The 26,522-nt window shown below is 46.9% G+C and carries 25 protein-coding genes; 12 read left to right on the top strand and 13 right to left on the bottom strand.

The genetic code is table 11. The features are described 5' to 3' along the window. Window positions 1-11 precede the first annotated feature (11 nt). From GV64_RS19730 to GV64_RS19720, 4 genes are all read right to left on the bottom strand, one after another. On the bottom strand, window positions 12-341 hold the full coding sequence (locus tag GV64_RS19730; RefSeq protein ID WP_020581505.1) for a hypothetical protein: 330 nt from the start codon (window positions 339-341) through the stop codon (window positions 12-14). Beyond that, a complete protein-coding gene (locus GV64_RS19725) occupies window positions 338-805 on the bottom strand; it encodes a type III secretion system chaperone (RefSeq protein ID WP_020581504.1) in 468 nt (155 codons plus the stop codon). The genes GV64_RS19730 and GV64_RS19725 overlap by 4 nt, the downstream gene beginning before the upstream one ends. Before the next feature lie 196 nt (window positions 806-1,001). Beyond that, a complete protein-coding gene (locus tag GV64_RS25985; protein WP_020581503.1) occupies window positions 1,002-1,169 on the bottom strand; it encodes an RtcB family protein in 168 nt (55 codons plus the stop codon). Window positions 1,170-1,537: 368 nt separating this feature from the next. Next, a complete protein-coding gene (locus GV64_RS19720) occupies window positions 1,538-2,221 on the bottom strand; it encodes an oligogalacturonate-specific porin KdgM family protein (protein ID WP_026258114.1) in 684 nt (227 codons plus the stop codon). A 730-nt stretch (window positions 2,222-2,951) separates the two neighbouring features. Between GV64_RS19720 and GV64_RS19715 the strand changes: the two genes are divergently transcribed. From GV64_RS19715 to GV64_RS19705, 3 genes are all read left to right on the top strand, one after another. Further along, complete coding sequence (locus GV64_RS19715; RefSeq protein WP_026258113.1) at window positions 2,952-3,869, top strand: TAXI family TRAP transporter solute-binding subunit; 918 nt, start codon at window positions 2,952-2,954, stop codon at window positions 3,867-3,869. A gap of 77 nt (window positions 3,870-3,946) precedes the next feature. Beyond that, window positions 3,947-5,851, top strand: coding sequence for a TRAP transporter permease (locus GV64_RS19710; RefSeq protein WP_020581500.1), 1,905 nt, complete (start codon window positions 3,947-3,949; stop codon window positions 5,849-5,851). Between the two features lie 72 nt (window positions 5,852-5,923). Then, the gene (locus tag GV64_RS19705) at window positions 5,924-6,481 is read left to right on the top strand and encodes a nuclear transport factor 2 family protein (RefSeq protein WP_020581499.1); all 558 of its coding nucleotides are present in this window, start codon (window positions 5,924-5,926) and stop codon (window positions 6,479-6,481) included. Between the two features lie 102 nt (window positions 6,482-6,583). Here the strand turns inward: GV64_RS19705 and GV64_RS19700 are convergent, their stop codons facing one another. The 4 genes from GV64_RS19700 to GV64_RS19685 form a co-directional block, all read right to left on the bottom strand. Beyond that, window positions 6,584-7,804, bottom strand: a complete 1,221-nt coding sequence (locus GV64_RS19700) for a type II secretion system F family protein (RefSeq protein WP_020581498.1) — start codon at window positions 7,802-7,804, stop codon at window positions 6,584-6,586. A 164-nt stretch (window positions 7,805-7,968) separates the two neighbouring features. Continuing rightward, a complete protein-coding gene (locus GV64_RS19695; protein ID WP_020581497.1) occupies window positions 7,969-8,772 on the bottom strand; it encodes a symmetrical bis(5'-nucleosyl)-tetraphosphatase in 804 nt (267 codons plus the stop codon). A gap of 57 nt (window positions 8,773-8,829) precedes the next feature. Next, window positions 8,830-9,630, bottom strand: coding sequence for a 16S rRNA (adenine(1518)-N(6)/adenine(1519)-N(6))-dimethyltransferase RsmA (rsmA, locus tag GV64_RS19690; protein ID WP_020581496.1), 801 nt, complete (start codon window positions 9,628-9,630; stop codon window positions 8,830-8,832). A gap of 243 nt (window positions 9,631-9,873) precedes the next feature. Beyond that, window positions 9,874-10,887: a protein kinase domain-containing protein gene (locus GV64_RS19685; RefSeq protein ID WP_157236932.1), complete on the bottom strand. Its 1,014-nt coding sequence runs from the start codon at window positions 10,885-10,887 to the stop codon at window positions 9,874-9,876. A 34-nt stretch (window positions 10,888-10,921) separates the two neighbouring features. On the opposite strand from GV64_RS19685, the gene GV64_RS25370 reads away from it, so the two are divergent. Beyond that, window positions 10,922-11,101 carry a hypothetical protein gene (locus GV64_RS25370; protein WP_157236930.1) on the top strand — a complete coding sequence of 60 codons (180 nt, stop codon included), beginning with the start codon at window positions 10,922-10,924 and terminating at the stop codon, window positions 11,099-11,101. Between the two features lie 209 nt (window positions 11,102-11,310). Here the strand turns inward: GV64_RS25370 and pdxA are convergent, their stop codons facing one another. From pdxA to GV64_RS19670, 3 genes are read right to left on the bottom strand one after another with little or no spacing between them, the layout of a single operon-like run. Beyond that, a complete protein-coding gene (pdxA, locus tag GV64_RS19680; RefSeq protein ID WP_051087790.1) occupies window positions 11,311-12,333 on the bottom strand; it encodes a 4-hydroxythreonine-4-phosphate dehydrogenase PdxA in 1,023 nt (340 codons plus the stop codon). 1 nt (window position 12,334) lies between these two features. Continuing rightward, on the bottom strand, window positions 12,335-13,672 hold the full coding sequence (locus GV64_RS19675) for a peptidylprolyl isomerase (protein WP_020581493.1): 1,338 nt from the start codon (window positions 13,670-13,672) through the stop codon (window positions 12,335-12,337). Continuing rightward, window positions 13,673-16,477 (bottom strand): LPS-assembly protein LptD, encoded by a 2,805-nt coding sequence (locus tag GV64_RS19670; RefSeq protein ID WP_020581492.1) that lies wholly within the window; start codon window positions 16,475-16,477, stop codon window positions 13,673-13,675. A 588-nt stretch (window positions 16,478-17,065) separates the two neighbouring features. On the opposite strand from GV64_RS19670, the gene GV64_RS19665 reads away from it, so the two are divergent. The 8 genes from GV64_RS19665 (at window position 17,066) to GV64_RS19630 (ending at window position 24,259) form a co-directional block, all read left to right on the top strand. Continuing rightward, the gene (locus tag GV64_RS19665) at window positions 17,066-18,175 is read left to right on the top strand and encodes an aminoglycoside phosphotransferase family protein (protein WP_020581491.1); all 1,110 of its coding nucleotides are present in this window, start codon (window positions 17,066-17,068) and stop codon (window positions 18,173-18,175) included. Next, window positions 18,172-18,909 carry an N-acetylmuramate alpha-1-phosphate uridylyltransferase MurU gene (gene murU / locus GV64_RS19660; protein WP_020581490.1) on the top strand — a complete coding sequence of 246 codons (738 nt, stop codon included), beginning with the start codon at window positions 18,172-18,174 and terminating at the stop codon, window positions 18,907-18,909. Before GV64_RS19665 ends, murU begins: the two co-directional genes overlap by 4 nt. Continuing rightward, the gene (djlA, locus tag GV64_RS19655; protein ID WP_020581489.1) at window positions 18,906-19,727 is read left to right on the top strand and encodes a co-chaperone DjlA; all 822 of its coding nucleotides are present in this window, start codon (window positions 18,906-18,908) and stop codon (window positions 19,725-19,727) included. The genes murU and djlA overlap by 4 nt, the downstream gene beginning before the upstream one ends. Window positions 19,728-19,917: 190 nt before the next feature. Then, on the top strand, window positions 19,918-20,181 hold the full coding sequence (locus GV64_RS19650) for a hypothetical protein (protein WP_020581488.1): 264 nt from the start codon (window positions 19,918-19,920) through the stop codon (window positions 20,179-20,181). 224 nt (window positions 20,182-20,405) lie between these two features. Next, a complete protein-coding gene (gene speA, locus GV64_RS19645) occupies window positions 20,406-22,403 on the top strand; it encodes a biosynthetic arginine decarboxylase (protein WP_020581487.1) in 1,998 nt (665 codons plus the stop codon). A gap of 11 nt (window positions 22,404-22,414) precedes the next feature. Then, window positions 22,415-23,341, top strand: coding sequence for an agmatinase (gene speB / locus GV64_RS19640; RefSeq protein ID WP_020581486.1), 927 nt, complete (start codon window positions 22,415-22,417; stop codon window positions 23,339-23,341). Window positions 23,342-23,378: 37 nt separating this feature from the next. Further along, complete coding sequence (locus GV64_RS19635; protein ID WP_020581485.1) at window positions 23,379-23,744, top strand: rhodanese-like domain-containing protein; 366 nt, start codon at window positions 23,379-23,381, stop codon at window positions 23,742-23,744. A gap of 122 nt (window positions 23,745-23,866) precedes the next feature. Next, window positions 23,867-24,259 (top strand): hypothetical protein, encoded by a 393-nt coding sequence (locus GV64_RS19630; protein ID WP_020581484.1) that lies wholly within the window; start codon window positions 23,867-23,869, stop codon window positions 24,257-24,259. A gap of 73 nt (window positions 24,260-24,332) precedes the next feature. On the opposite strand, the gene GV64_RS19625 is transcribed toward GV64_RS19630, so the two are convergent. Further along, window positions 24,333-25,118, bottom strand: coding sequence for an SDR family oxidoreductase (locus GV64_RS19625; RefSeq protein WP_020581483.1), 786 nt, complete (start codon window positions 25,116-25,118; stop codon window positions 24,333-24,335). Between the two features lie 116 nt (window positions 25,119-25,234). Next, the gene (gene zapE / locus GV64_RS19620; protein WP_026258108.1) at window positions 25,235-26,329 is read right to left on the bottom strand and encodes a cell division protein ZapE; all 1,095 of its coding nucleotides are present in this window, start codon (window positions 26,327-26,329) and stop codon (window positions 25,235-25,237) included. Between the last annotated feature and the right edge of the window lie 193 nt (window positions 26,330-26,522).

The following is a 26,522-nucleotide window of genomic DNA, read 5'->3' as shown; positions in this document are numbered from 1 at the left end:
TGAATCCGTAATTAAGTAACCATCGCAACAAAGCTTGCAAGTGCAAGTGCTCCATCAAGTATTTTTCCACCAGTATCGATTACTTGATCAAGGGTGCTGTTTTCGGAGCTATTATTGATTGACTGACCCGCTTTAGCGCCAGCTAAATCTGGAACTTTGTCGGCCGCAGTTTGAAGTGATGAAAAGTTTCCTGGCAACTGGATTGACTGTTTGCCATTATCACACCTGCAGCCACTGAACAACTGGGCTATATTGGAATTTTCATCAACTTTGCCCGTCTGGCTGGGAGGTTGGTTCTGGCTGGGAATTGGGTTAATGGATGGTCCAGTAATAGAAGTCATACCTGTATCCCCGGGTTCTGTAAGTCAGGGCGGGACGGCTTACCAATTTCCTGCTCTTCCTCCTTCATCTCTTTTGCCAGATTATCCGCCAGCTCTACATAGTTGAATATCAGGTTTTCGAAGTTGCCGTCACTCAGGCTCTCGAGTGACTGTCCTAGCATTAGATGAATGGCTCTTGCCTGATTATCGATGCAGAACCAGGCTCCGCGAAGTTTTTCCGGATGGCTATTAAGTGCCAGAAGCTGCAGGGCTCTGCCAGTTCGAATGGCAGGATCTGCTGGAAGCCTGGCCATCATTCTGTGCAATAAGAGAAGGTCACTCTTTTCTGGAAGCTCAAGCACAATCTTCTCTTCATCACTGCTGTCAACAAGCGTGCAGCTGTTGTTTTCAAGAGGGAAGTCGAGCCCAGTAAGATCACGCAGGTGCTGTATCAATTGCTCAAATCGGGCTTGCGGGTCTGTCATTGCTATATCTCCAGCCAATATAGACTTGATGTCGGCATTTGTTTCTTATTATTTATTGGCAAATTGCATCACTGATTCATTGGGTTTTTAACGCTGAGAGAAATAATGACTGCGGGATGAGTAGGGGAGCCAGACCTCTCTCAACATTAAGTTAGAAGAGGCGTTATGAAAGAGAGGTGTGGCTGAAGAAAGGGACTTAATCGATGATATTAATGATTTGCTTGAGAGTATGAACTACCTCTACCATGTCTTTCTGGAAGCTCATGACTTTATCGATGTTTTTGTATACGCTGGGAATTTCATCCAGAATCCCTTTATCTTTGCAGCGCTCAATTCCAGCTGTTTGTCTGGCAAGGTCATCCATAGTAAAGCTTGTTGAGCCGCGGTGCGTTATATGCTCCGGCCAGCACCATGAGAACAGCTCTAGAATGACTCTGGTTAGGCTTTAATTCGAATAATATAGAAGCGCCCCCCTGATAGATGGTTTGCTGGGGCAGTTTGAAAAAACGGGACAAAAGGCAGCGTTCAGTTTAAGTTCTCAGAGGGTCAACTTGCTCAGAATAGTGGGAGTTATCGCCATAGAATGGGCAATTTAATTGTGACTCTAGTAGAAACACTGGAAAATGAAGGTGTAGTAATTGTTTGAGGGTTTGCACTGATTTTTAGTAAACACCCTCAACATATGTCGAGGGCTTTTGGCACACCAGTTACTAATGGGGACAGGTAACTGAATCAGAAGCCGAGGGATGCACCCAGTACCAGAGCATTGTTGGCATCGTCAGCCTGGTTCCGCCATTCAACATATGGTTGAACGCCCGCTTTGGTCCAGGTTGCACGGAATTCGTGATCCATAGTTTTTTCGTCAGCAACAGTAGCGCTGTTGTCTTTCCACATGTATACGTTGTTGTATTTCAGCTGAACCGGTTGATTCTGCATCTGGTAGCTGATGGCGTTATCAGTACGAATGTTATCTGCATCACCAGCTGCCCCGGTCTGGTCCAAATGCCAGCGGGTACGGTTACTGATGGCTACGCCATTATCAAAGTTGTAACCAATTTTCACCAGTGGACGAGCCTGAATAAAGTCACCATCGTGCAGAAGATGATGGTAACCCGCCGCAACCCACAGATTGTCAGTTAGGCTATAGGCTTGCTCAACACCCAAAGTAATGTATGGGCTGCTGGATACGCCTTCAACGGCAGCATTACCAATCTGGATGCCATCAAACTCGGTCAGCACAGTCAGACCACCACGCTCAGTGGTATCGAAAGTATGGCCGGCTTCAAGAGTAGAAGTCATGCTGGAGCCATGAATGTCTTTGCTGTGGCTTTGAACGTTACCAGTTACGTAACTGCCGCCAGCGAAAGCCATTGCAGAAGAAGTAGCCAGAACTGTCCCTAGGAGAACGCGCTTCATTGAGTGCTCCGAATTTCTATATTATGTGGGACTATCATTCTGATAGAACTTTTTTTAAGCAATAACTGTGGGTTTCTCGTAATATCTAATACAGCTCTAATGATTTATTCGTATGAAAATCGAGGTTGTGCCTTTTGTTTTTGTCTTGCTTTAGCGAGCATTTATTTGTCTGTAGCTGTTTTTACTGAGAATAATATTTTTCATCGAAAAATAATTGCTTGGAGATGCTAGTCGCTGTGGATATTAAGGCTGTGGTCACGTTGAGATGGTAATTATATGGGATTTTTACTGGGTACTCCCTAAGGTTTTACTTAATTATCAAGGCATATTCCATTCCTGAAAACTTAACCACAGATTCTGTGGATAACATTGTGAGTCTTATGAGGAAAAGCAGAGAAGAGGTCACTGTTGTTGTTTTGGATATGTATTGGTTGTTTTTTGATCATTACTGAAATTTCTTTCGGTATGCCTACTTCACATATTAGTTCTCCATCCTTTCTCAGAGAGTATTCTCCAACAGCCTTTCCTATAGTAAGCTCTGCTCAAACAACGAAATATACCCGTCGCCTTTCAGGTTACGACTTAGTTGGCTGAGTTCGGCTCACTGGAGCGCTATTGCTAAGCTCCCTGTGCTTTACCGCCGCGCAGCAACTTGAATCCTTTGGGTATAGAGCGGAAGATCCCGCTCGCTAATAACTACAAAATGACCTGTAAAAGGGGGATGACCAATATGAGACGGATAGCTGCCGCTTTCGCAATGCTATTACCCATGATTGCTTTTGCACAAAACTATTCCATTGGAACCGGTGGGCAGAGTGGTATTTATTACCCCTTTGGTGGCGCGCTTGCCAAAGTCTGGTCGGATGAAGTCAGCAGTATTAACGTCAAAGCTGAGGTGACCGCAGCTTCCGTTGAAAACACTATCAAAGTGGTTCGTGGTGACATGCTGGCCGGTATTGCCATGGGAAATGTGGTGATGGATGCTTATCAGGGCGAAGGAAAGTTCCCAGCCAAAATGCCCGTTAAGGTGTTGTTCGCACTTTATCCAAACCTTGTTCACCCCATGACATTGCAAAACTCCGACATCCAAAAACTGGAAGACCTGAAAGGTAAGCGCGTTTCTCTGGGAGCGCCTGGCTCAGGTACTGCCGTTACTTCGGCAGCATTGCTGAAAACCCTGGGAATTAATCCTGAAAAGGATATCAATGCCGTTTACCTCAATTATTCTGAAACCACTAATGCCCTAGCTAATGGCCAGATAGATGCTGGCTTTATTGTTGGTGGGCAGGGTGTTGGTGCGGTTACTCAGATTGCCCTGACCCATAAACTGCGCGTTATTCCGATCTCTCAAGAAGAAAGGCAGTCATTTATTGCAGAGTACCCAGCCTACAGTGAATACACCATTCCTGAGGGCATCTATAACAATGTGCCAGCCACTGACACGCTGAGTATCTGGAACGTGCTGGTTGTTCATGCAGATATGACAGACGATATGGCGTATGAGCTGACACGTGTCGCCTATGAAAATATGGGGGAAGTACGCAAGGTAGTCAAAGTTGCCGAAGCAACTATTCCGGCCAATGCAAAACAACTTGCTGGCGTTCCCCTGCACCCAGGTGCAGAGAAGTACCTTAACAGTATTCAATAGTTAACGGCATTTAAGCTCAGTGGTAACGTTTAAACGTTATCACTGAGCCCCTTCCAATATTCTGGCGGACGAATTATATGAGCAGGCTTAATCAGGTCTTGGGCTATTTGTTATTGGCTCTTGCAGTGATGCTGTCAGTATTCCAGATCTGGCAGGGCGTGACCTCAACCATTTCCGCAACGTACTTTCGACCTGCCCACCTGACCTGGGTCATTGTGTTGATTTTTCTTCACTATCCATTAATAAAAAACCCCTTAATAAAAAGCCTTCGAATCAAAGAAGATAAACATCGTCTTTTTGCTGCAGGCCGAGTGATTGACCTGGCACTGTGTACATTGGCCGTATTTGCTGGCTATCGAATTATTCAGTTTGACTACAACGACATCAACTACCTGCTATTTGGCCTCGCGAAAATGGACCTGATTGCCGGTGCTGTTTTTACGGTTTTACTGCTGGAGGCCTGCCGACGGACGGTGGGCTGGGTCATGGTGATTATCGCCGGTATATTTCTGGCTTACAGTGCATTTGGTGATTTGCTTCCAGGTGCTCTGGCTACCAAGGCCTACAGTCTTCAAGAATTGGTGCAGTTCCAGATTTTTTCCAGTAACGGCATTTTTGGCTCTGCACTAGGGATAGCAGCAACAACTGTCTTTATTTTTGTATTGTTTGGGGCTTTTCTCGAAGTCACCGGTGCGGGTAAGTTTTTTATCGATCTGGCTTTTGCTATTGCCGGTAAGTATCGAGGAGGGCCAGCCAAAGCTGCTGTGATTGCTTCTGCCGGACTGGGCTCTATTTCAGGCTCAGCCATTGCCAATACGGTGACGACAGGCTCAATCACCATCCCAATGATGAAGAGATTGGGTTATAAATCCGAGCAGGCTGCAGGTATTGAGGCTGCAGCATCAACCGGTGGGCAGATCATGCCGCCGATTATGGGAGCCGGTGCTTTTGTCATGGCGCAGTTTACCGGTGTACCCTACAGCGACATTATGATTGCCTCCATTGTGCCAGCGCTACTCTATTTTTTCTGCACGCTACTGTATGTTCATATTATGGCCTGCAAACTGGACCTGCAGACGGTCAGTCGCACAGAAGCGGTTCTTAAGGTGATGAAACAGGGCGCACACTTTTTGATTCCGCTGGTGCTGATCACCTCACTGCTGATGATGGGGTATTCACCCTTGCTGGTGGGGGTGGCTGGTTGTGCAGCCATTTTGGTGACCGCTGCTTTACGCAGACACAGTCGTGTCAGTATTCCCAAAGTGATTGAGGGTATGAAAGCGGGCGCATTATTAGCACTTCCTATTTCTGTTGCCTGTGGTGCTGCCGGTATTATTGTCGGCGTGGTTGGTCAGACCGGAATTGGCCTGCAATTTACCCAGTTTGTTATGGCACTTTCCGGTGGTTACCTGTTCACCGCTTTATTGTTGATCAGCCTTGTTGCACTGATTCTGGGTATGGGGTTGCCGGTCACGGCTGCGTATATTGTTCTTGCCGTTATCGCTGTACCTCTGCTGGGTGATTTTGGTTTGCCACTGTTAACCTCCCACCTGATTATTTTCTGGCTGTCACAAACGTCTAACGTAACACCACCCATTGCCCTTGCTGCATTCGCAGGAGCCGGTGTGGCCAATGCCAACCCAATGAAAGCCTCGGTTGAGGCATTTAAGCTTGCTGCTGGTTTGTTTGTCATTCCAATTATGATGGCTTATACCGGGCTGATTAATACAGCTGAAGACCCGTTGGGTCTGGTGTTGGCAACACTCCAAACTGTAGCCATTATTATTGCCATGGCAATGACCATTGAAGGCTATTTGCTAAGAAAACTGACTGTTTGGGAAAGACTTGTGTCTTCAGCAAGCCTGCCAGTATTGCTATTTAATCCATATGGAGGTGCATTACTGGGGGCACTAGTCGTTATGGTATTGGTTGCCCTGCAATGGCGAATGGGGGCAAAGCAAAGCCCGCAAATCACAAGCTAACACTGATAGCAGAAGATTGGGGGTGAGCTTTGCCCATCCCCTGATCTTTGAACAGTTGGCATTAAAATAATAATGAATAATAAAGTAACTGATGACCTTAATGATCAGTTGAGGGCATTGCTGGATAAAGAGTCAATTCGTGAACTGGTTCAGGCGTACTGTAACGCAGCGGACCGCCACGACCATGAGAAAATGCGTTCTCTTTACCATGAAGATGCCATTGATGATCATGGTGCATTTTTCCATGGAGCTGCCATGGACTTCATTGACAAGTTGCCAGACATTCAGGCGACCATGAGAATACTCCACCACAATGTCACGACTCATAATATCAAGCTGGATGGCCACAAGGCTGAAGGTGAAGTGTATGTTCTCGCTTTCCATCAGGCCGAAGGAGGGCAGGGGCTGTTTGATGTATTAATTGGTGGCCGTTATCTGGATAAGTATGAAAAGCGAGATGGTGTCTGGAAGTTTTCCCATCGTGCAGTGCTGGCGGATTGGGTCAATATTCAGGAACAGACCGTCGTTAAGCTGGAGCATCCGTTTATTGCTGGTTCCAATATAGGTCGGCCGGGACTGGATGATCCTTCTTATAGGTTTTTCGAAATGTTCAGACGAGGGAAGCGTTAAGTATCATTATGTTGGGCTTGGGAAGAGTTATGTAAGGTACAAATGTCAGCAAGGGGGAATCGTCTTCCCCCTTAATTTATCAGTATGGCTCTTTGAGGTTCTTTAAACCACAGAACCCAACTGGAATATTGGCAGGTACATGGCAATAATCAGGCCCCCAACCAGTACGCCCAGTACCGACATGATTATTGGTTCCATCAGGCTGGTCAGACCATCCACCATGTTATCCACTTCATTTTCGTAAAAATTGGCAACTTTCTCGAGCATCTCATCCAGAGAGCCCGATTCTTCACCGATAGAAACCATCTGTACTGCCATAGCAGGGAATATGCCAGAGCTTTTCATGGCAAATTGTAACTGCTGACCCGTGGATACATCTTCTTTTATCTTTTTTGCAGCATTCGCATAAACCACATTGCCCGCAGCGCCTGCCACTGAGTCAAGAGCATCTACAAGGGGAACACCTGCTGCGAATGTCGTTGCCAATGTTCGCCCAAAGCGGGCAACGGCAGATTTATCCAGTATTTCACCAATAACCGGCAGTTTGAGCACTAAGCGATCCAGCCCGTCTCTGGCCGCTTTGGATGATTTCAGCGTGCGTTTTATCAGGAAGCCTGCAATGACCAGAACACCTAAGACGATATGCCAATAATCCTGGACCGCTTCAGAAATGTTAATTACCACTTGGGTAAAGGCTGGTAGTTCAGCACCAAAGCCCTGGAAAACCTCTTCGAATTGAGGAACTACTTTTACAAGGAGAATGACAGTAACAACGATCGCAATACAGACTACCGCGATTGGGTAATTCATTGCTTTTTTGATTTTTGCTTTAAGCGCCTCGGTTTTTTCTTTATAGGTTGCGATACGATCAAGCAAGGTTTCAAGAGCTCCAGACTGTTCACCCGAGGCAACGAGGCTGCAGTACAGGTCATCGAAATAATCCGGGTGTTTCCTGAGAGAATCTGCAAATGTACTGCCTGAGGCTACTTCATTCTTGATCTTGCCAACCAGATCCCGCATCGACTCTTTTTCAATACCACCGGCGGTAATATCAAAGGCCTGAAGCAATGGTACCCCTGCCTTCATCATGGTCGCCATCTGCCGGGTAAAAAGAGCGATATCCATGGGTTTTATCTTTCCGCCACCACCAAGACCTAGTGAAGGGCCCTTTTTGGCAACTTTTGTGGCTATAATACCCTGCTTTCTAAGCTCAGCTTTAACCAGCGCGATACTGGAACTCTGCATTTCCCCTTTGGTCTTTTTGCCGGCTTTATCTTTACCCTGCCAGACAAAAGTGACTAGTTTGGTTGGTTTTGCGGCCATATTATGCGCGATCCATAGCTGTTCTGCTTGATTGGCAGATTATAAGTTCACTTTCCCAAAGTTTATATCAGAGCGATCACAAATGCTGATAATCCTCTGAAAATGAGAACTGATTATTGTTTGTTTCGGTCAATTTCAGGCAGTCATTAATCAGGCGTTTGCTGTTAGTTGAAGACCTCGGTTCGCTCAAAACTATCTACATTGATTGCTGTCAGGCTTTTTCCCCAGACGCAGCCAGTATCTATAGCGTGGATATTGTCATGACCGCTAATGCCTTCCAATGCAGCCCAGTGGCCAAAAATGATGTGTTCCCGGTAGCAGGGGCTTTGTGGAAAAGTAAACCAGGGTGCATAACCCTCTTGAGGTGTCGAGCCCTTGCTTTCAAGGTCCAGCATGCCTTGAGCGTTACAGAAGCGCATTTGTGTCAGATAGGATGCGGTCAGTCGCAGTTTTTTCTTTAGCTTAAGTTCATCACTCCATGGGCACGGTTTACTGCTTTTGAAGATTTTTCTGAGCCATTTGATATAGTCCTCGGAGCGGAGAGCCTGCTCCAGATGCTGGGCCTCTTCAATCGCCTGTTCAACAGTCCAGATTGGAGGAATGCCGGCGTGAACCATGGTGATGTTTCGTTGAGCATCGTGGTGAAGCATGGGACGATAGCGTAACCACTGGATCAGTTCATCGGCGTCGGGTGCATCCAGTAGATCAGCCAGCGTATCTTTACTCTTTAGCTTGCGAATACCACAGGCGGCGGCCAGCAGGTGCAGGTCATGGTTCCCAAGAACCGCTATGCAGCTGCTCTCAAGACTCTTCAAGTATCTGAGGGTCGCAAGGGAGTCTGGTCCTCGATTGACCATATCGCCAGCAACCCAGAGACGGTCGTGTTCCGGATTAAACTTGAGTTTGTCTAACAGGCGACGAAGAGGGTCATAGCAACCCTGTATATCCCCAACAGCATAAGTAGCCATCAACTTTTTTTCCTGAGAGAGTCCTTAAGTGCTTTTCCGGAACGTAGCCTGTAAAGGTTATCTGTCGGTCAGGTAATCGGCAATCCGGACGAAATCGGCAAGGGGCAAAACCTCTGGTCTGGCAGAGGGGTCTATGGTGAGTGCCTCAAGCTCTTCTACCTTGAGATGTTGCTTCAGGGTATTTCGGATGGTTTTACGTCGTTGGCTGAAAGCGTCGCGAACAATCAGAGACAGTTTCTCGACATCCTTGCAAGGATGAGGGAGTTCGCCATGTGGTGTCATACGTACAATGGCAGAGTCAACCTTGGGTGCGGGTTTAAATGCTCCGGGCCCTACGGTAAACAGGTAATCTACTTTGCAATAATACTGGGCCATAATCCCCAAGCGGCCATAGTGTTTTTCACCGGGTTTGGCGGCGAGGCGCTGAACCACCTCTTTTTGCAGCATGAAGTGCATATCTTTAATCATGCTTTCAAAGCTTAATAAATGGAAAATTAACGGGGTTGAGATGTTATAGGGCAGGTTACCGATAACTCTCAAGGGGCGCTCATCGTTTTTAATACTGGAAAAGTCAAACTTCAGAGCGTCCGCTTCGTGAATTCGAAAGTTTTGGTTCAACCCAAAACGGAGAAGCAGGGTGGGAATCAGGTCCCGGTCCAGTTCTACGACATCCAGCTCGCCAGCGCGCTCCAGTATACCAGCCGTCAAGGCCCCTTGGCCGGGGCCAATCTCCACCAGATGCTCACCCTGTTTGGGATGAATAGACGCAATAATTTCATTGATTACGCCATGGTCATGGAGAAAGTTCTGGCCAAAACGCTTTCGGGCCTTATGGTAGGGGACATCGGTCTGAGACATGAGGAGTATTGCTCAACTGGGGAGAAACTATCCGTGACAGTCAGTTATGAAAATGGAGGTCATGGATGCCTGTCAAACCGGTAATGATAACTTTATGCCGTAGCTTTTGCTAGGAAGCTGTTTAAGAATAGGTTGCCACTATAGCAGTGGCAGACAATTGGTCCGAATTTTTTCTGGCATCCTCACTACGGGCGCTATTCTTGGGTCGCTTCTCGGGAGACTATCAGGCTTATGCGGGTAATATTACTTCTCTATGCCAACATCATTCTGAAGTGCTTTAAATCTGGAGAAGGCTTCACGAGCCGTTATTCTTAACAAGGGATTTCTAGTCGTCATATCTATTAGTAATTGAGTTAGGTTCTCAGCACTTTTCTCGGTGAAATAGCCTTGGTTGTGTAATTTATTTGCCAGCGTTTTAATATAGTTAACAATTAACTTCCGCTGTTCTTTTTGCTGTGTCTTTGGCAGGTGCGCAAGCTTTATCTGCCTCGGCAGTCGTTTTGTAATTTTTCCTGCCAGACTTTGTGAGTCTATAGCCAGGAATTCCTTGTGTTCTACCACGTATTTATCAATTCCCCGCCCCATGCCTGTTACTCCCGACTCCCGGTCTTCTTCTGGAATGGGTAACAGGCAGCCGTTTTTATCCAATACACTCCCCGTTTCCTCAAGTGCCCGGATAATCAGCAGGGCGCTGCCATACACATCGCTTTTTATACTCAGCACTCCTTCTGGAGGGCAAAATCTCAGGTTGCCTTTATACATTTTGGTTTTATTGTTGGGGAGCTTTTCTGTCTTACCAAAGTCTGCGATTTTTAAAGAGCCGTCGTCATAGATAAGACAATTCTCAGGCTTGAGATCTCCATGGGCCATATCTGCTCCATGGAGGTTCATCAAACCATCGAGGTATTGCACACAATAATCAAGGCGCTGGCCAAAGGTGGTTGCTTTATTTTGAATGGTTGCTTCCAGGTCGCCAGCGGCTTTTGCTGTTTCCAGTGAGAATTGATCGTCAATCCTATCCTGACCGGTTAGCGGCTTCATATCGACAGCAAGATGAGTTGAATCAGAAACAGAGCGTTTTATTTCCTGTGTCTTTTGATACTCCTGTTTAAGTGCTGCTTCTCTAGAATATAATCCGAACAACTTTCTGACCGGGGTGTAGACAACCACTTTACGATCATTGAGATTTTTGGCCTCAAATACTTGTTTGTCAGCGCCTTTGGCTATTAATGTGAACTCGAGCTTTACTCGTGACACTGTGTGATGTTTGGTTAGGGAAGAACCTCTCCAAATGCTTTTTCTTTCCTCTAAGGCAGTGCGAGCGGATTGGTCTGACGCAGGTGCCGATGGTTGTGTCATTGGTGGAGGGCTGATCTCATTTGGCATAAGTGCACTGGATTCCCATGTTGAGATTGATATCCATAACGTCACAGGTCATGTTTTTTCATCGACATCAATACTCAATCTGTGAGAATCAATAGCAGGCTGGGATCTGTTGATGATTTATTGTCAGTGCAATAGGGGATTTAGAAATTGCGGTTGGAATTATATGCACACAGTGCTTAATACTCTCCATTAAGCAATGGTTGATAAAGCCAATGATCTTTTCTGAGCCAGACTGCGTGTCGTGCCCTTATGTGCAGACCATACAGCGAAACGTCAACAGATCCTGGGGGAAGGTTAACTGCAGGATGGGGTCGTCATATCCAGAGCTGTTTCGATAGCGGTATACAGGCTACCCGAGTCGATGTTTCCTGTGCCTGCGAGATCAAGGGCAGTGCCATGATCCACGGAGGTGCGTACGATGGGTAGGCCAAGAGTGATATTCACCGCCTGTCCGAACCCTTTGTATTTCAGAACGGGTAATCCCTGGTCGTGATACATGGCTAAAACAGCGTCAGCCTGCTGTAGCAGCTTTGGATTGAACAGGGTGTCAGCAGGTAGGGGCCCGGTAAGGTTCATTCCCAGGGCTCTGCAGTTTTTCAGAACGGGAATGATTGTTTCGATCTCTTCCATTCCAAGATGACCACCTTCGCCCGCATGGGGGTTCAACCCACAGACAAGAATATGAGGGGAGGGAATACCAAACTTCTCTTGTAACTCACGGTGGAGGATTTCTATAACTTGTGTCAGAGAGTACTGGGTAATCGCAGAAGAAACCTGAGACAGTGGAAGGTGGGTAGTGGCAAGAGCGACTCTCAACCCCTCTGTCGCCAGCATCATTACAACTTTTTCAGTGTGGGTCTGTTCGGCGAGAAATTCGGTATGACCACTGAAAGGAATGCCGGCATTATTAATTACTTCCTTGTTTACCGGACCAGTGACCATTCCGTCAAAAAGGCCATTTACACAGCCTTGAAGAGCCAGCGTCAGTGTATCAAGTACATACTGACCATTAGCCGGGTTAATGATACCTGGTTTTGTAGGGCAGGCCATGCTAACTGGTGCAACCAGCAGGGTGTTTCTTTCGGCTGGCTCACGGCTAGCCGGGTTGAAGAGCTGGAGGTTTACGGAAAGTCCCAGCTTCTTTGCACGTTGCGCCAGAAGCTCAGGATCTGCAGCGATTACCAGTTGAGTGGGTTTGGACAACTTATGGCTTTGTGATGCAAGCATCAGGCAAAGATCCGGCCCAATTCCTGCAGGTTCCCCGGCGGTGATTACCAGCCGGGGATGAGTGGGTTCGATATTGGGCGAGAGATCCATATCAGAGCTGTATCTCAACATAGGTCTGGTCACGAACTTCTCGCAGCCAAACTTGCAGCTCTTCTTCAAACTTACGGTTACTAAGCAGTTCTCTTACCTGGTTGCGACGTACCTGTGTACTGATATCGGACTGTCGTTTACCCAGAACTTCAAGAATGTGCCAGCCATAAGTGGTGCGGAATGGCTCACTGACAACCTTTTGCGGAATGATGTTCATAACGGTCTGGAATTCAGGTACCAGTACATCCGGAGATATCCAACCCATATCACCACCATTGAGTGCGGAAGCGGTATCGTCAGAATAGGCTTTAGCCAGCTCGCTGAACTCTTCTCCTGCCTGAACCCGCTGATACAGTTTCTTGGCCTGCATTTGCGATTCAAGATTGCTGCGGATTTCGTTGGGTTTAATCAGAATATGGCGAACATGAACCTGACTCTGAACCACTTTTTCATTACCCCGGGTATCCATCAACTTGAAAATATGGAAACCTGCAGGGCTGCGAATCGGTGCGGAGGTCTGTCCTTTGGACATTTTTATTGCCTGTTCAGCAAACAGGGTTGGTAGCTGGTCGGCTTTTCGCCAGCCAAGATCTCCACCTTCCAGGGCATTCTGTCCCTTGGAGTTGGCAATCGCCAGCGCTTGAAAGTCTGCTCCTTGACGAAGCTGACTCGAAAGGTCGTTGGCATGACGTTCCGCACCCTGGATCTGGTCAGGTGTCGCATTATCAGGCGTTGCAATCAAAATATGAGCCAGACGGTATTCTGTCTGCATTTGAGACAGACCTTCAGGAGAACTCAGGAAGTTATCAATTTCCTGCTCACTGACCTGAACACGCTGGGCAACCTGACGCTGACGAACACGGTTAAGAATCATTTCACGGCGAATCTCTTCACGCGCCTGGCTGAAAGAGAGACCATCGGCTTCCAGGTTTTGCTTGAACTCTTCCAGGGTCATCTGGTTGCGTTGGGCGATACGAGCAATGGCATCATTGAGTGCCCAGTCATCAATACGGATTCCTCCGCGTTTGCCCATCTGGATTTGAATATTTTCCAGTATCAGTTGTTCCAGTACCTGCTTTTGCAGAACCTCTTCAGGAGGCAGCGCAATATTTCTGGACGCAAGCTGTCGATGAACTGCCTCAAGTCGTGCATCAAGCTCGCTCTGCATGATGACGTCCTGATCAATTTTGGCAACAATACGATCAAGTTCTATCCGACTCTGAGTTATACCTTTCTGAGCGGCTTGAACCGCTTCGGCTGATTGCGCATAAACTCCACTACTGCTGAATGACAGCAGGCACAGGGAAGCCAGTGCAATGTGTTTCAATCCCTTCATCATCTACTTCTCATCCCCTGCGTAACCTTTAATACCTTCAAGATACTCTTTAGTTGAGCCACTGGTGAGATCCCCAAGTCCTCTCAGGACAAACTGGAGAAATATACCACTTTTACTGTTGGGGTGATCAATGTTGTCATCAACATCGACCCACTTACGCCACAGAACACGTACCTGGTAGCAGCAACTGTTATATTCGACTCCAGACAATATCTCAAGGTTCCGCTTGTTGGTTAAATCGTACTGCCAGCGTCCCATGGCTGACCAGTTATTGGAAACGGGCCATGCCACAGAGAGGTCTGTCTGGCTCAGGTTGTTGTCAGTAGTCAGGTATGTACCCGGATTATTCGGATCCTGGATATTACCGTTCTGTTCATTTTTAACATAACGGTCAGCCTGTCTCAGGTAGCGATAGCCAGCGTTCATTACCCGACGATCACTTGGCTTGTACTGGTAGTAAAGACCATAGCTATCCAATTCATTATTGCTGGTATCCCACATCAGATCCTGACGGAGATTCATCGTGCGGTTTATGTTATAGACCAGCTCTGATGCCAGTGGTGATACAGCGTCCTGCATGTCTTCCCGCAGTCGTTCTGTCTCATCGTTTGGATCGGTATCCAGGTCTTGGTCAACACCCTGATCAATACCTGCGTTCGGGCTTATCCATAGTTGACGGTCTTCAAAATAAACGATCTGGCCAATACCAAAACGAACCCGCTCGAAACCATCGTCTTCTATCAGTCGAGTCGTCAGACCCAGAGATAGCTGGTTGGCATCTCCCAGCCTGTCGTGTCCAGAGAAACGGCTGTCACGCCATAACGAGTGGTAGTTGAAGTTCATCAACGCCGTATCAAACACGGGATTCATCTCCTGCCCCTCAACATAAGGAGAATAGAGATACTTCATTCGGGGTTCCAGTGTGTGGGTAAATGTAGTCCCGCCAATATTAGTGAAGCGATCAAAGTAGAGACCACTGTCGATGCTGAAACTGGGTACGGTGGTTTTTGGAGACTCGGTGTAATCTGCTGCGGTGAAGCTGCCAAAGTACGCCTGATTCAAGTCATCAATAACATTCTGTTGGTCCAGATCAGTTAGCCGGTATTCAACGTGCTGAACCTTTACTGAGGGGCGAATAAAACCATAACTCCGGTCAAACGAGTAACCTGCCCCCGTTTCCAGGTAAAGCCGCTCACCGTTTGCACTTTTAATGCCATAGCCGGAATCGTAATTGCTCTGGTAAACGTCATCTGATGGGTTTACCAGCGTTTCATTCAGGTAATGCCAGTTGTCAGCACGAGTGAACTTGGTGTAGTCAGCGACATAATTCAAGTTCAGGCTGTCATTGGCCAGCCAGTTACCCGCCAGCTTTATTTGTGGCAACTTGTTATATGGATCATCTGCTGTCTGGTTCATGTTCTGGTATTGGTGAGCATCAAGGCTCAGCTGCCAGCTATGATTGGTATCGCCTCCCAGATAACGAGTGCCAACTCGCTGGTTGAGTGGTGAGTTTGCAGACAGGTTAAGGGCGGTGCTGAAGTCATCTAGGTAATTTTTATCGCTGGCTTTTGCGTAGTCTATTTCTGCAATCCAGCGACTGGTTAAGTCGGTCTTATGGCGATAGTTAATTAGCCACCGATGATCATTGTAGTAAGGGTTTTCTTTCTTCAGCTCATCTTTATCCAGTAGTCCTGAGAGACCCAGTTCTCCCTGACTATTACCTGCGAGATAGCGGAATTCATTCTCCAGCATCAGCCCCCGTTTGCTCATATAGCGGGGCGTGAGTGTCGCATCATAGTTTGGCGCAATGTTCAGGTAGTACGGAATGGAGAAGTCCAGACCATTATCACTGCTCTGGGACAGCGTAGGATAAAGGAATCCCGATTTTCTGCGGTCATCAATAGGAAAGGATAAATAAGGGGTATATAGGATTGGCAGCCCCTGTACACGAACCACGGCGTTTTTAGCCAGGCCCTGACCACTGTCCATATCAAGGGTCACGTTTTGTCCGAACAACTGCCAGCCTTTGTCACCCGGAGGGCAGGTGGTATAGGTGGCGTCGGTCAGCTCAAGGGTTGAATCTTCATTGCGAACTATGCGAGTCGCACTGCCACGGGCTTTCTGTTCATGCATCACATAAGCTGTGTTCTCAAGTGTTGCCCGGCCGCTGTCCAGTTGTAGATCACCCTTATCACCGGCCAGGAGTACGCCTCTCTCACGGAAGCGAACATTGCCTTCGAACTGGCCATGGTTTCTGTTTTTATCCAGAGATGCCTTATCACTTTCAAATTGTCGACTACCCTGGCGAACAATGACATTTCCTCTGAATGTGGCAACAGACGCTTTGTCATAGCTGGACTCATTAGACTCAGCGACAATAGGTGCCTTATTGACATCACCGGTATCGTCTTTACCAGGCCTTGGCGGTTCAATATAAGCACCACAGCTATAGAATGGTTCAGAGGCTCTCATTTCCGGTGGAAGGTCTTGGATAGGTTGCCAGTCTAAAAGGGCTTTCAGAGAGTGGTGCTGTTCTTTTGAGGCAGAAGCAGTGGCAGGCACACTTTTTTTCTGGGCCCTGGTTTTGGGCTTGCTTCTCTGTACTTTTTGCACTGGTATTGGTTGCGCTGTTGATGGATCACAGCTCCACTGGCCATTGGTCAGTGTCTGGCAACGCCACTCAGTCTGTTGTGCTCTGGTTTCAGCTGCGATTACATTAGAGGCTGGCTGGCTGGCCAGAATGCTGGCAGCAATGGCTAATGTGAGGGTTCTGGGGGTAAATGGTAAATGATGCAGATGCATGTCCATAGCTCAGCAATCCTGGGGCAACGTTCTTATTTGGCGAAAAGGCTGCGTTAAAATAAAGGTACTCTGTTGTTTATTTGAAACCACGAAAAGTGCACTGTTAACCTTCTCCACGGGCATAGGAGAGGCAGAGCAGAACAGCCCGCGATAGCTGGACTTGAAACACGTAGTGTTTTCTGCTCGATTAATGAAGCGGCTTTTCATGAAAATAAACTTGCTCGTTCTACGGGCTTTTTGTCGACATACAAACCGTTTGCGGGCCAATTTAATTACCGGTGGAGAAGGGCTTATTTGGCCGGTTACCCATCACTCAGTAGAGTGATACAGCAGAAAGGCTTAAACCTTGCAACATGCAAACTGGATCAGAACTGGAACATTCTATATGCATTTGCACCGGAAATGCAGTTTTAAATCCATTGGGAACTTTGAACACGACAGCCTGAAATGTCAAATATCCCGGGATTATATGCTGCCCAATCGTGACGATTGCAGGGAAATGAAAGTCATTGGAAGCTTCAATAGGCCAGAATAACTCTCTGTGATAGTCTTGAGTATTGATCTGACATTATTGCTTAACAGGAAGCAAACGCGTTGGCCACCACAATTTCAGAGCTTCAGACCTCGCCTGAACATGCTCAGCGCCGGGAACAACTTGCACAATGGGTTGTCTCAGTTCTATCGGATGGAAATGACCTCTCTTTTGATAAAGACCTTTCTTTTGGTAATGAGGGTTCCGGTGAGGGCATTTCAATGCCTTTACAGGCGATTGGCAGTGATGCCGGGTTTCGAAAGTATTACCGGGTTCAGACTCCCCAGAGAACGCTGGTTGCAGTCGATGCACCTCCGGCAACAGAAGATACGCATACCTTTGTTGATATAGCCCGTCGCTGGAGAGCCGGGGGGGTTCATGTCCCTGAGGTCTTTGCTGTCGATTTCGAATGTGGCTTTATGCTTCAGGAAGATTTGGGTGATACGCCAATGCAGGCTTTACTGCATAACTCTTCAGCAGATCAGTACTATCCGGAACTGTTGGATACATTGCTGTCTGTTCAGAAGCAGGCGTCTGAAAACCTGCCTCCTTATGATGAAACGTTAATGCGTTTTGAGCTATCTCTATACCCTAAGTGGTTTCTCGGGGAGCTGTTGGGCTTTGAAACAGAGGGTTCAGAAATAACCGGCCAACTGTCCGAACTCTTTTCCGTTCTGGTTTCAACCATGCTTGAGCAGCCCCAGGGTACTGTTCACCGGGACTATCATTCTCGGAATTTGATGTTCACGCCTGACGGTATTGTCGGTGTGATTGACTTTCAGGGAGCTCTCCATGGCCCGCTGCTTTATGATGTGGCTTCCTTATTAAAGGACTGCTATATCTCCTGGCCTCAAGAAAAAATTGATCAGTGGTTTTCTGCGTTTATGACGCGCCACCCGATATTGGCTGATTATGATTTAGAACAGTTAACAACCTGGTTTGACTTGGCGGGCCTGCAGCGTCACCTGAAATGTCTGGGGATTTTTTCCAGATTGTGGCTTCGTGATGGCAAGCCAGGTTACCTCAAGGATATTCCAAGAACATTTGATTACGTACTGTCTGTTTGTCAGCGATACCCTCAGTTCGAAGAGTATGCGCTTTGGTTGCAGGAACATGTCAAACCGATCATGAATGAAAGGCTTAAGCGTGTACTGGAGGGTGCCAGCGTATGAAGGCCATGATTCTAGCGGCGGGTTATGGTAAAAGACTCAGGCCCATTACCTTGTCCACTCCCAAACCTTTGGTGCTGGTAGCGGGTAAACCACTGATTACCTATCATATTGAACGTCTGGCACAGGCTGGCTTTCATGAGCTGGTTATTAACCATGGTTGGTTGGGTGAAAAGATTGAGCAGGCACTTGGCAGTGGTTCAAACTGGGGTGTTAATATTCAATACTCCCCTGAAGGTGAACCGCTGGAAACCGGTGGGGGGATCGTTCAGGCTTTACCTATGCTGGGTGATATGCCTTTTATCGTGATGAACGGGGATGTTTATACCGACTTAGAGTTGGGCTCCTTAAGATTACCTGAAGGCATGTTGGCTCATCTGGTGATGGTGGATAACCCCGATTTTCATCCGGAGGGTGATTTTTGTCTGAGAGATGGCCATCTGTTTGAAAAGGATAAAATGCCTTCCGGTCAGAATTTAACATTCAGTGGTATCAGTGTTCTGTCTCCACGTTTGTTTGATGGGTGTCAGGTAGGAGAGTCTTTTGCTCTGGCCCCTTTATTGATTCGTGCCATGAAACAGGACAAGGTTAGTGGTCAGTACCATAAGGGTTTCTGGACTGATGCTGGATCTATAGTACGACTGGAAGCACTGGAGCGCTATCTTAAACAACAGCTTCAAGAACATCTCCAGGATCAAAATCAAAACAATCTTCAAGATCAGAGCAGGACTTCATGACCGCAATAGTAATTGGCGCATTGGTTGGGTTCATGACCGGGGGGCCGTTTGGCGCTATTTTAGGCGCGTTTGTTGGTTCCTGGATTAATCGCACGTACCTAGGTGGACGGGGGGCAGCAGGTTTTGGTGCTTCTGCCGCTTCTCGTCAAAAAGCGCAGACTGCTTTCTTCCGGGCAACCTTTCTGGTAATGGGGCGGGTTGCCAAAGCCGATGGGCGGGTGAGTGAGTATGAGATAGAGACGGCTCGAGCTATTATGCACAACATGCGCCTCTCGGAAGATCAGCGCAGGATGGCTATTGATTTGTTTAACGAAGGGAAGAAGCCATCTTCCGATATTGAAGGAGCACTCAGGGCGTTTCGTGAAGTTGCTGGTGCCAGCACATTGATTCCCATGTTTCTGGAAATTCAACTCTCGGCAGCGTATGCAGATGGAGGGCTTAGCCCTGCAGAACAAGCCGTATTCAAGCAGGTCTGCAGTATTCTTGGGGTGGGGAACTTTGCCTTTGACCAGATTCATAAACGGTTCATTGCCCAGAGAGAATATTATCAACAAGGTGGGTACCATTCTGGACCTGGTGGTAGCAGCAGGGCCTCATCAGGAATGGATCTGAAAAGAGCCTATGATGTTCTGGGTGTTTCAGAAAGTGCTTCAGATACTGAAGTAAAGAAGGCTTACCGAAAGCTGATGAGTGAACATCACCCCGATAAGCTGGTTGCTAAAGGGCTTCCGGAAGAGATGATGGAGGTGGCCAAGGAGAAAACGCAGGAAATTCAGGGAGCTTATGATCAGGTTCGAGCAGCCAGAAAGAAAGGTTAAGAGTCTGTCTGACTTAACCGGCCGTAGCGAGGATAGTCCGGTTTGAACTAGTTTATGTACAGATGTTAGGTGAATAGCGGCGCTATTTAGCAAAAAACAGCGTAAAAATTGCCAAATTCGGCTTTTCGCGATCGGTCAGTGGTAAGTCTGACAAGCTCCCAGGGAACTTTTTCAGGATTTAATTGACTAATTGATCAACTGGATCATTCTGTCGATTATTTTCCTGGAGGCCAGAGCTGTGATCTATTCCAAGCGCAAGCAGTTTATGTACTGGTACGTTCCGGCAGCTACCAGGGTGGATCTTGAGTCCAATAGACCGGTAGTTTATTGCTTCTCCGAGTTGCGAAGAAAGGTCAGATCTGCACTGAGAAGAAAAAAGAAATACCTTATCTTCAAAGAGATTAATGGGCTTTCCACCTCCATCGTTGAGAGAGCTGTGCATCCGTCTGCTTGATGCACTCTCCCTCTTTCAATTGGTTTTTCGTACTGCTCATCATGTGTTTTTCCGTATTAGTTCTCTGTAATAAGCTTGTAACAGGCTGTTACGCCTGACATAAATGCTATTGCTCTGAAAATGTGTTTTCAATTGATTGTTATTGTTCACGAGTGACTATACTCCTGCTGTTTTAGTTGGCTAGCTAAGCTGCTACTTTCTTCGGGAGGTTACCCACCAGTTCAATGCACAGCTTCTCCAGAAAAAAAATCCCCAGTGTCGTTTCCCCCATCAAAGCTAACTGGCGTGTTGATGAATCGCGCAGAACTTACAATATTCAATACTGGAGTCAGGGGTATTTTGATATCAATGATGATGGTGAGGCCGTTTTTTCCTCTCCAGAAAAGCAAATAGCGGTGGAGTTCAATGACATAATCAAAGCGCTGTTGAATCAAGGGGCTTCACTGCCGGTATTGGTTCGATTTCCCGAGATTCTTTGCCATAGAGTTCATACGTTGTGCCAGGCCTTCAACCAGGCAATCAGCGATCATGAGTACAGTAATCGCTACCTTGCTGTTTATCCGTTAAAAGTAAATCCTCAGCGAAGTGTTGTTGAAACCCTCATAAGAAGCCAATCGTTGCTGGCTGATAAGCAGCTGGGTCTGGAGGCTGGTAGCAAACCGGAGCTAATGGCTGCGCTGGCTTTGGCCAAACAAACCAGTGCTGTCATTGTATGTAATGGCTACAAAGATCGGGAGTATATTCGTCAGGCGCTTATTGGTGAAAAGCTGGGGTGTCAGGTATACATTGTTCTGGAAAAGTTCTCAGAGCTGGAGTTGGTGCTGTCCGAAGCAAAAGCGCTCGGGGTTATTCCCAGACTTGGGTTAAGGGCGCGGCTTACTTCAAAAATAAAAGGCCGGTGGTATGCAAGCGGAGGTGAGGGCTCAAAGTTTGGGCTGACTACTGCACAAATTTTGAGTGTTATTGCCCGGCTGAGAGAATCCAGTCAGTTGTCCTGCTTACAACTATTGCACTTTCACCTGGGTTCGCAGATTACCAACATCCGGGATGCCAGTCTGGGCATCAGTGAGTGTGGACGTATTTATGTAGAACTCTTTCGAATGGGAGTATCAATTCAGTGGATAGATATTGGTGGCGGACTTGCTGTGGACTATGAAGGGACTCGTAGTCAGAGCCAATGCTCAATGAATTACAGCCTCTGTGAATACGCTAACAGCGTTGTTTCCATAATAGGTAGCCTATGTCATCAATATCTAGTTCCGGAACCCGGAATTATTTCTGAATCTGGTCGTAATCTGGCAGCGCACCATGCTGTTCTGATTACTAATGTGGTGAGTGTAGAAAGCTGTCAGAGTGTATTATCTAAGCAATCTCCTGAACAGCCTTCAGATGACAGTACCTATCAGTTTCATAACCTCTGGGCATCCTGGTTAGAGTTGTTAGAACAGAATTGTCACCGGGCGCTTGTCGAGATTTATCATGATACACAACGAAATCTTGCTGAGATTCATACGGGTTTTGAGGCTGGAGTCGTTCGTCTTGAAGAAAAAGCCTGGGCTGAAAAAATCAACGTGTGTATATGCCATCGATTAATGAAACGACTTGGTTTTAAAAATCGGGCTCATCGGGATTTGATTGATGAACTGAGCGAGAAGCTTGCTGATCGTTTTTATCTGAATTTTTCACTGTTTCAGTCATTACCTGATGTTTGGGGGGTCAAGCAGGTATTTCCTGTATTGCCTTTATCCCAGCTTGATAAGCCGCTGACCCGCCGTGCTTTTATGCTTGATATTACCTGTGACTCGGACGGTGTTATGAGTCAGTATGTCGATGGTCAGGGGATTGAGAGTACGTTGCCTGTACCGCCATGGACGTCAGATGATCCATATTATATGGGGATTTTCCTGGTGGGGGCTTATCAGGAAATTCTTGGTGATATGCATAACCTTTTTGGAGATGCTGATTCAGCTTCTGTGGAAATCATGGCAAACGGAAATATAGAAATCAGTGAATTCTATAAGGGCAATAGTGTTGAAGATGTGATGCGGTATGTTGATCTAAAACCTGACCATTTTTTTCAGGCCTATCGGCAAATGGCTTTTGAACATCTTGAAGAGGAGCAGCGCTCTGCTGCACTGGCTGAACTGGAGTCAGCACTTAAAGGTTATACCTACCTGACAGAGCCTCTGGCAGGTTCAAAAAAGATTTATAAAGAAAAATAAGGAGCAATGAAGTGACAACTCTGGAAAAAAAGGCAGATTACTCACTCTATTCCAATGCTTTTGGTTTCCTGAGGCAGCCACTTGATTTTGACCCGGTCAACAGTGATGCACAGTGGATCATCACAGGGGTTCCTTTTGATCTGGCAACTACCGGCCGAAGCGGTAGCCGCTTCGGACCTGAAGCCATTCGCAAAGCATCGATAAATCTGGCCTGGGAGTCGCAACGTTGGCCATGGGGTTTCAAGTTAAGCAATTATTTGTCCATAGTTGATTGTGGTGACCTGGTTTTTGAGGCAGGTAATGCCAGTGATCTGTGTGAGTCATTGGAGCTGCATGCTGAGGCTGTTCTGGCAGTGGGTAAAAAGATGCTTACGCTGGGAGGGGATCATTTCATTACATTGCCGCTACTTCGAGCCCACGCAAGACAGTTTGGGCCCCTGTCACTTATTCATTTTGATGCTCACACGGATGACTATGATCAAGGGGGGCCATTTGACCATGGCACAATGTTTTATCATGCCATTCAGGAAGGACTGATAGATCCTGAGACTTCTGTTCAAATTGGCATACGCACTCACCATGATCAGGAAAATACCCCGTTCCAGGTGTTCGATGCAGGTTACGTTAATGAAGCTCCAGTAACGGAGATTATTGACCGTATTCATACGACGGTTGCCCATCGGCCTGCTTATCTGACGTTTGATATTGACTGTCTGGACCCCGCGTACGCGCCGGGAACAGGGACACCGGTTTGCGGTGGCTTGACATCAGACCGGGCATTACAGCTGGTTCGTGGGCTGCAAGGGCTTGATATTGTTGGAATGGATGTGGTTGAGGTTGCACCTGCTTATGATAGTGCGGATATTACTGCACTGGCAGCAGCAACTGTGGCATTGGACATGCTTTATGTTCAGGCTGCCAGTATAACTGACCGATAAGTGTTGATGACGAAGAAAATAGAAAGGAGCTTGTACGGTGCAAAATCTGTTTCAACGGTGTTTTCTGAGTATTCTGGTTGCCCTTGGGATTGTGGGTTCAGCGGGTGCAACTGATTTCTATGGCGAGGCTTGGGAGAGGATTAAGAATGGTGCTTTGCTGATCGACGTCCGAACACCAGCGGAATATGCAGAGGGGCATCTTGCAGGGGCTATTAATATCCCTTATCAGAATATTGTTAATGGGCTTGCACAGAAAAACATCACTTTGGATGCAGATATTGTGCTTTATTGCCGAAGTGGTAATCGCAGTGGTAAGGCGCATAAGGCATTAGTTGCCCAAGGTTATAAAAATACGCTCAATGCGGGTGGTTATAGGCAGCTTCAGGACAGGTCGCTAAAATGATAAATGTCTTCGCTGAAAATATCGGTTATGGACTTTTGAAGCTAATGTTTGCCGGAGATTACTCAATATTTTAGAAGACTCGAAACCTGAATGATCTGGGTCTAAATATTGGATTTAATACGATGCTTCATCTCTCAATCAGTAAAATCGCTAACAATACAGACCCAGATAAAAATTGGGAGAATCACAATTCAACCTATCAAATAGAACCTAATGCAACGAATGTTGCAGGCTACCCTTTGTCTGATCTGGTTGGGTATTCAGGTGGTAGAAAAATTGTAATTTTTTGTCCCGAACATCAATGTACTCTTGAGTTAATGCCAGCCGTAAGTGCTAACACTTATATACGAGGAAAGGCAGGAGTATCAGGGAAGCCAATACCAATTCAGGTTGGTGAGCAGGGTGCAGTGGTGCGATTTCATGGTAGACAGGTAGAAATTAAAGTTGATGAGAAGTATATAGCTGTTATCAAGGCTGGATCGCAGATGTTTAATGATCATCAACTTTTTAAATGATAACGATGATGAGCTCATATTTTATGCGGCTGTAAGTTTATAGACTCCCCTCGAGCGGGGGAGTCATTGTATGTTAAACACTCTTCATTTTACCGCCATCAACCACGGTGTTGGTTCCAGTGATGTAACTGGCAGCATCAGAAAGCAGGAACGCAGCAGCATTGGCAAACTCTTCCGGTTTACCATAGCGCCCCATAGGGATAGCAGATTCTGCTGCTTTTCGAACTTTACCCGGGCTGGTATCAGAACGCTTTGCCAGAAAAAGATTTAGCGCTTTGATTCGATCCGTATTAATTGAGCCCGGAATCAGGTTATTAATTCGGATGTTGTATTGCGCCAGATCGGTTGCCAGTGTTTTTACCAGGCTATTGACGCCTGAGCGCATGACATTACTCATAACCAGAATATCGATTGGCTCTTTCACGGCAGAAGATGTCAGCGTAAGAATGCTGCCGCCATTTACTTTCAGGGCCGGCAGAGCGGCTCTGATCAAACGCACGGCACTCATGAGTGTCAACTCAAAGGCAGACTGCCAAGCCTGATCGTCAAACTCCTCAAAGAAACCCGGTGCCGGGCCGCCAGTATTGATCACTAAGCCATCGATATGGCCAAAGTCATTTTGGGTCTCTTCTACCCATTGTGTTATAGAGCCTTCATCCCGGGCATCAAATACATAACCCCGGATTTCAGCCGCAGTTTCTTCGCTTATTGTTGCCGCTGCTTTGGCTATATTTTCCGGACTGCGGCTGGCAATAGAAACTTTCGCCCCTTCTTCAGCCAGCTTTTTTGCGATGGCATAGCCGAGCCCAGAGCTGGCACCGGCAACCATGAAGACTTTGTTTTGAACGCCAAGATCCATACGATGAAACTCCTCTCTGCTTATTGCTTTTGTCGTGAAAAATATTTTGCTTCACTTTTTAATTCTTAAGGATGGCGCAAAATATTTTTCTTTCCCTATGGGCATTGCTTAAGCTCTCAGGGTTTGTGAGGGCGGGCAAGGTACTCAGTGGACTGCATCTCCTGCAGACGACTCAGTGTTCTCTGAAACTCAAATGACAGAGTACCACTTGCATAGAGCGCTTCAAGGTGAACTTCGCTGGATACGATGAGTTTTACACCCCGATCATAGAACTCATCAATCAGGTTTATAAAACGGCGGGCCTGATCATTCCGGTTAGCATCAAACTGAGGAACCGCTTGAAGAATGACTGAATGGTAGAAACGAGCTAGCTCAATGTAATCGTTCTGGCTACGGGGTCCATCACACAGGTCGGTAAAGGTAAACCAGGCTACATCGTTACACAGCTTCACACTATTAATGGGGCGCCCAGAAATTTCAATGCTTTGATAGGATTCAATATGATCCGGGTCGGGGGCCAGGTCAGAAAAGACCTGATTCAGCTTTTCATGGTTCTCGTCATTGAGAGGCCAGTAATAGGTTTCCGCTTTCTCAAGTAGTCGAAGGCGGTAGTCGGTACCTCCATCTACATTGACGACGAGCGTGTGTTTTTTGATCAGTTCAATGGCAGGAAGGAATCGAGCTCTTTGCAGGCCATCCTTATAGAGAAGGTCTGGATCTACATTGGATGTAGCAACCAGTGTAACGCCACGGTGGAATAACTGTTCCATTAAACCGCCGAGAATCATGGCATCTGTGATATCAGAAACAAAGAATTCATCAAAACAGATGATCCTTGCCTCTTTGGCAAGGCGATCCGCAACAATGGATAGCGGGTTTTTCTGGCCTTCCAGTGTCTTCAGCTCTTCATGCACCCGTCGCATAAAGTGATGAAAGTGCATGCGAAGCTTGTCCTGAAAGGGCAGGCAATTATAAAAGGTATCCATCAGCCAGGTTTTGCCCCGACCGACTCCCCCCCAGAAGTAGAGGCCGCGTACTGGCTCCATGGGTTTGCCCAAAGCGCCTTTAATCGCCTTAAAGAATGACTTTCTGGGTGGTTGGACCAACTCTTCAAACAGGCTTTGCAAGTGCTTTACTGCTTCGGCCTGCGCTGGATCCTTGCTAAAGCCATTTTGGGTTATATTCCTGTGATAACAAGCTTGCGGGGTCATAATAAAATACTGATGAATAAAAGCTCGCTGCTTATTGTTTTCATATTTGCTAAAGGTGTCATAACTATGCGTTGAACTTTAAAGGCATTGGCAATTGTGGCCTTTAGGTTTTTCCTGCGTTCTTGCGCCTGGCCACGAACACTCGGGTTTGAGCTGAGCCAGCAACCTTATGTCAACAGAGCCTGGGTAGCAA

Origin of the sequence: Endozoicomonas elysicola, from assembly GCF_000710775.1 — a bacterium.
Taxonomy (GTDB): domain Bacteria; phylum Pseudomonadota; class Gammaproteobacteria; order Pseudomonadales; family Endozoicomonadaceae; genus Endozoicomonas; species Endozoicomonas elysicola.
The sequence above is the reverse complement of the archived record's forward strand: the minus strand, read 5'-3'. Positions and strand labels throughout refer to the sequence as shown.

Bases quoted from the DNA above. Each gene is read 5' to 3' on its own strand.
- GV64_RS19630 (WP_020581484.1), top strand. From the start codon at position 23,867: ATGCTTCATCTCTCAATCAGTAAAATCGCTAACAATACAGACCCAGAT.
- GV64_RS19725 (WP_020581504.1), bottom strand. From the start codon at position 805: ATGACAGACCCGCAAGCCCGATTTGAGCAATTGATACAGCACCTGCGT.
- GV64_RS19670 (WP_020581492.1), bottom strand. From the start codon at position 16,477: ATGGACATGCATCTGCATCATTTACCATTTACCCCCAGAACCCTCACA.
- GV64_RS19720 (WP_026258114.1), bottom strand. From the start codon at position 2,221: ATGAAGCGCGTTCTCCTAGGGACAGTTCTGGCTACTTCTTCTGCAATG.
- GV64_RS19715 (WP_026258113.1), top strand. From the start codon at position 2,952: ATGAGACGGATAGCTGCCGCTTTCGCAATGCTATTACCCATGATTGCT.
- GV64_RS19705 (WP_020581499.1), top strand. From the start codon at position 5,924: ATGAATAATAAAGTAACTGATGACCTTAATGATCAGTTGAGGGCATTG.
- GV64_RS19675 (WP_020581493.1), bottom strand. From the start codon at position 13,672: ATGATGAAGGGATTGAAACACATTGCACTGGCTTCCCTGTGCCTGCTG.
- GV64_RS19695 (WP_020581497.1), bottom strand. From the start codon at position 8,772: ATGGCTACTTATGCTGTTGGGGATATACAGGGTTGCTATGACCCTCTT.
- GV64_RS19710 (WP_020581500.1), top strand. From the start codon at position 3,947: ATGAGCAGGCTTAATCAGGTCTTGGGCTATTTGTTATTGGCTCTTGCA.
- zapE (WP_026258108.1), bottom strand. From the start codon at position 26,329: ATGACCCCGCAAGCTTGTTATCACAGGAATATAACCCAAAATGGCTTT.
- pdxA (WP_051087790.1), bottom strand. From the start codon at position 12,333: ATGGATCTCTCGCCCAATATCGAACCCACTCATCCCCGGCTGGTAATC.
- djlA (WP_020581489.1), top strand. From the start codon at position 18,906: ATGACCGCAATAGTAATTGGCGCATTGGTTGGGTTCATGACCGGGGGG.
- speA (WP_020581487.1), top strand. From the start codon at position 20,406: ATGCACAGCTTCTCCAGAAAAAAAATCCCCAGTGTCGTTTCCCCCATC.
- GV64_RS25985 (WP_020581503.1), bottom strand. From the start codon at position 1,169: ATGGATGACCTTGCCAGACAAACAGCTGGAATTGAGCGCTGCAAAGAT.
- GV64_RS19625 (WP_020581483.1), bottom strand. From the start codon at position 25,118: ATGGATCTTGGCGTTCAAAACAAAGTCTTCATGGTTGCCGGTGCCAGC.
- GV64_RS19730 (WP_020581505.1), bottom strand. From the start codon at position 341: ATGACTTCTATTACTGGACCATCCATTAACCCAATTCCCAGCCAGAAC.
- GV64_RS19700 (WP_020581498.1), bottom strand. From the start codon at position 7,804: ATGGCCGCAAAACCAACCAAACTAGTCACTTTTGTCTGGCAGGGTAAA.
- murU (WP_020581490.1), top strand. From the start codon at position 18,172: ATGAAGGCCATGATTCTAGCGGCGGGTTATGGTAAAAGACTCAGGCCC.
- GV64_RS25370 (WP_157236930.1), top strand. From the start codon at position 10,922: ATGCTTTTTCTTTCCTCTAAGGCAGTGCGAGCGGATTGGTCTGACGCA.
- rsmA (WP_020581496.1), bottom strand. From the start codon at position 9,630: ATGTCTCAGACCGATGTCCCCTACCATAAGGCCCGAAAGCGTTTTGGC.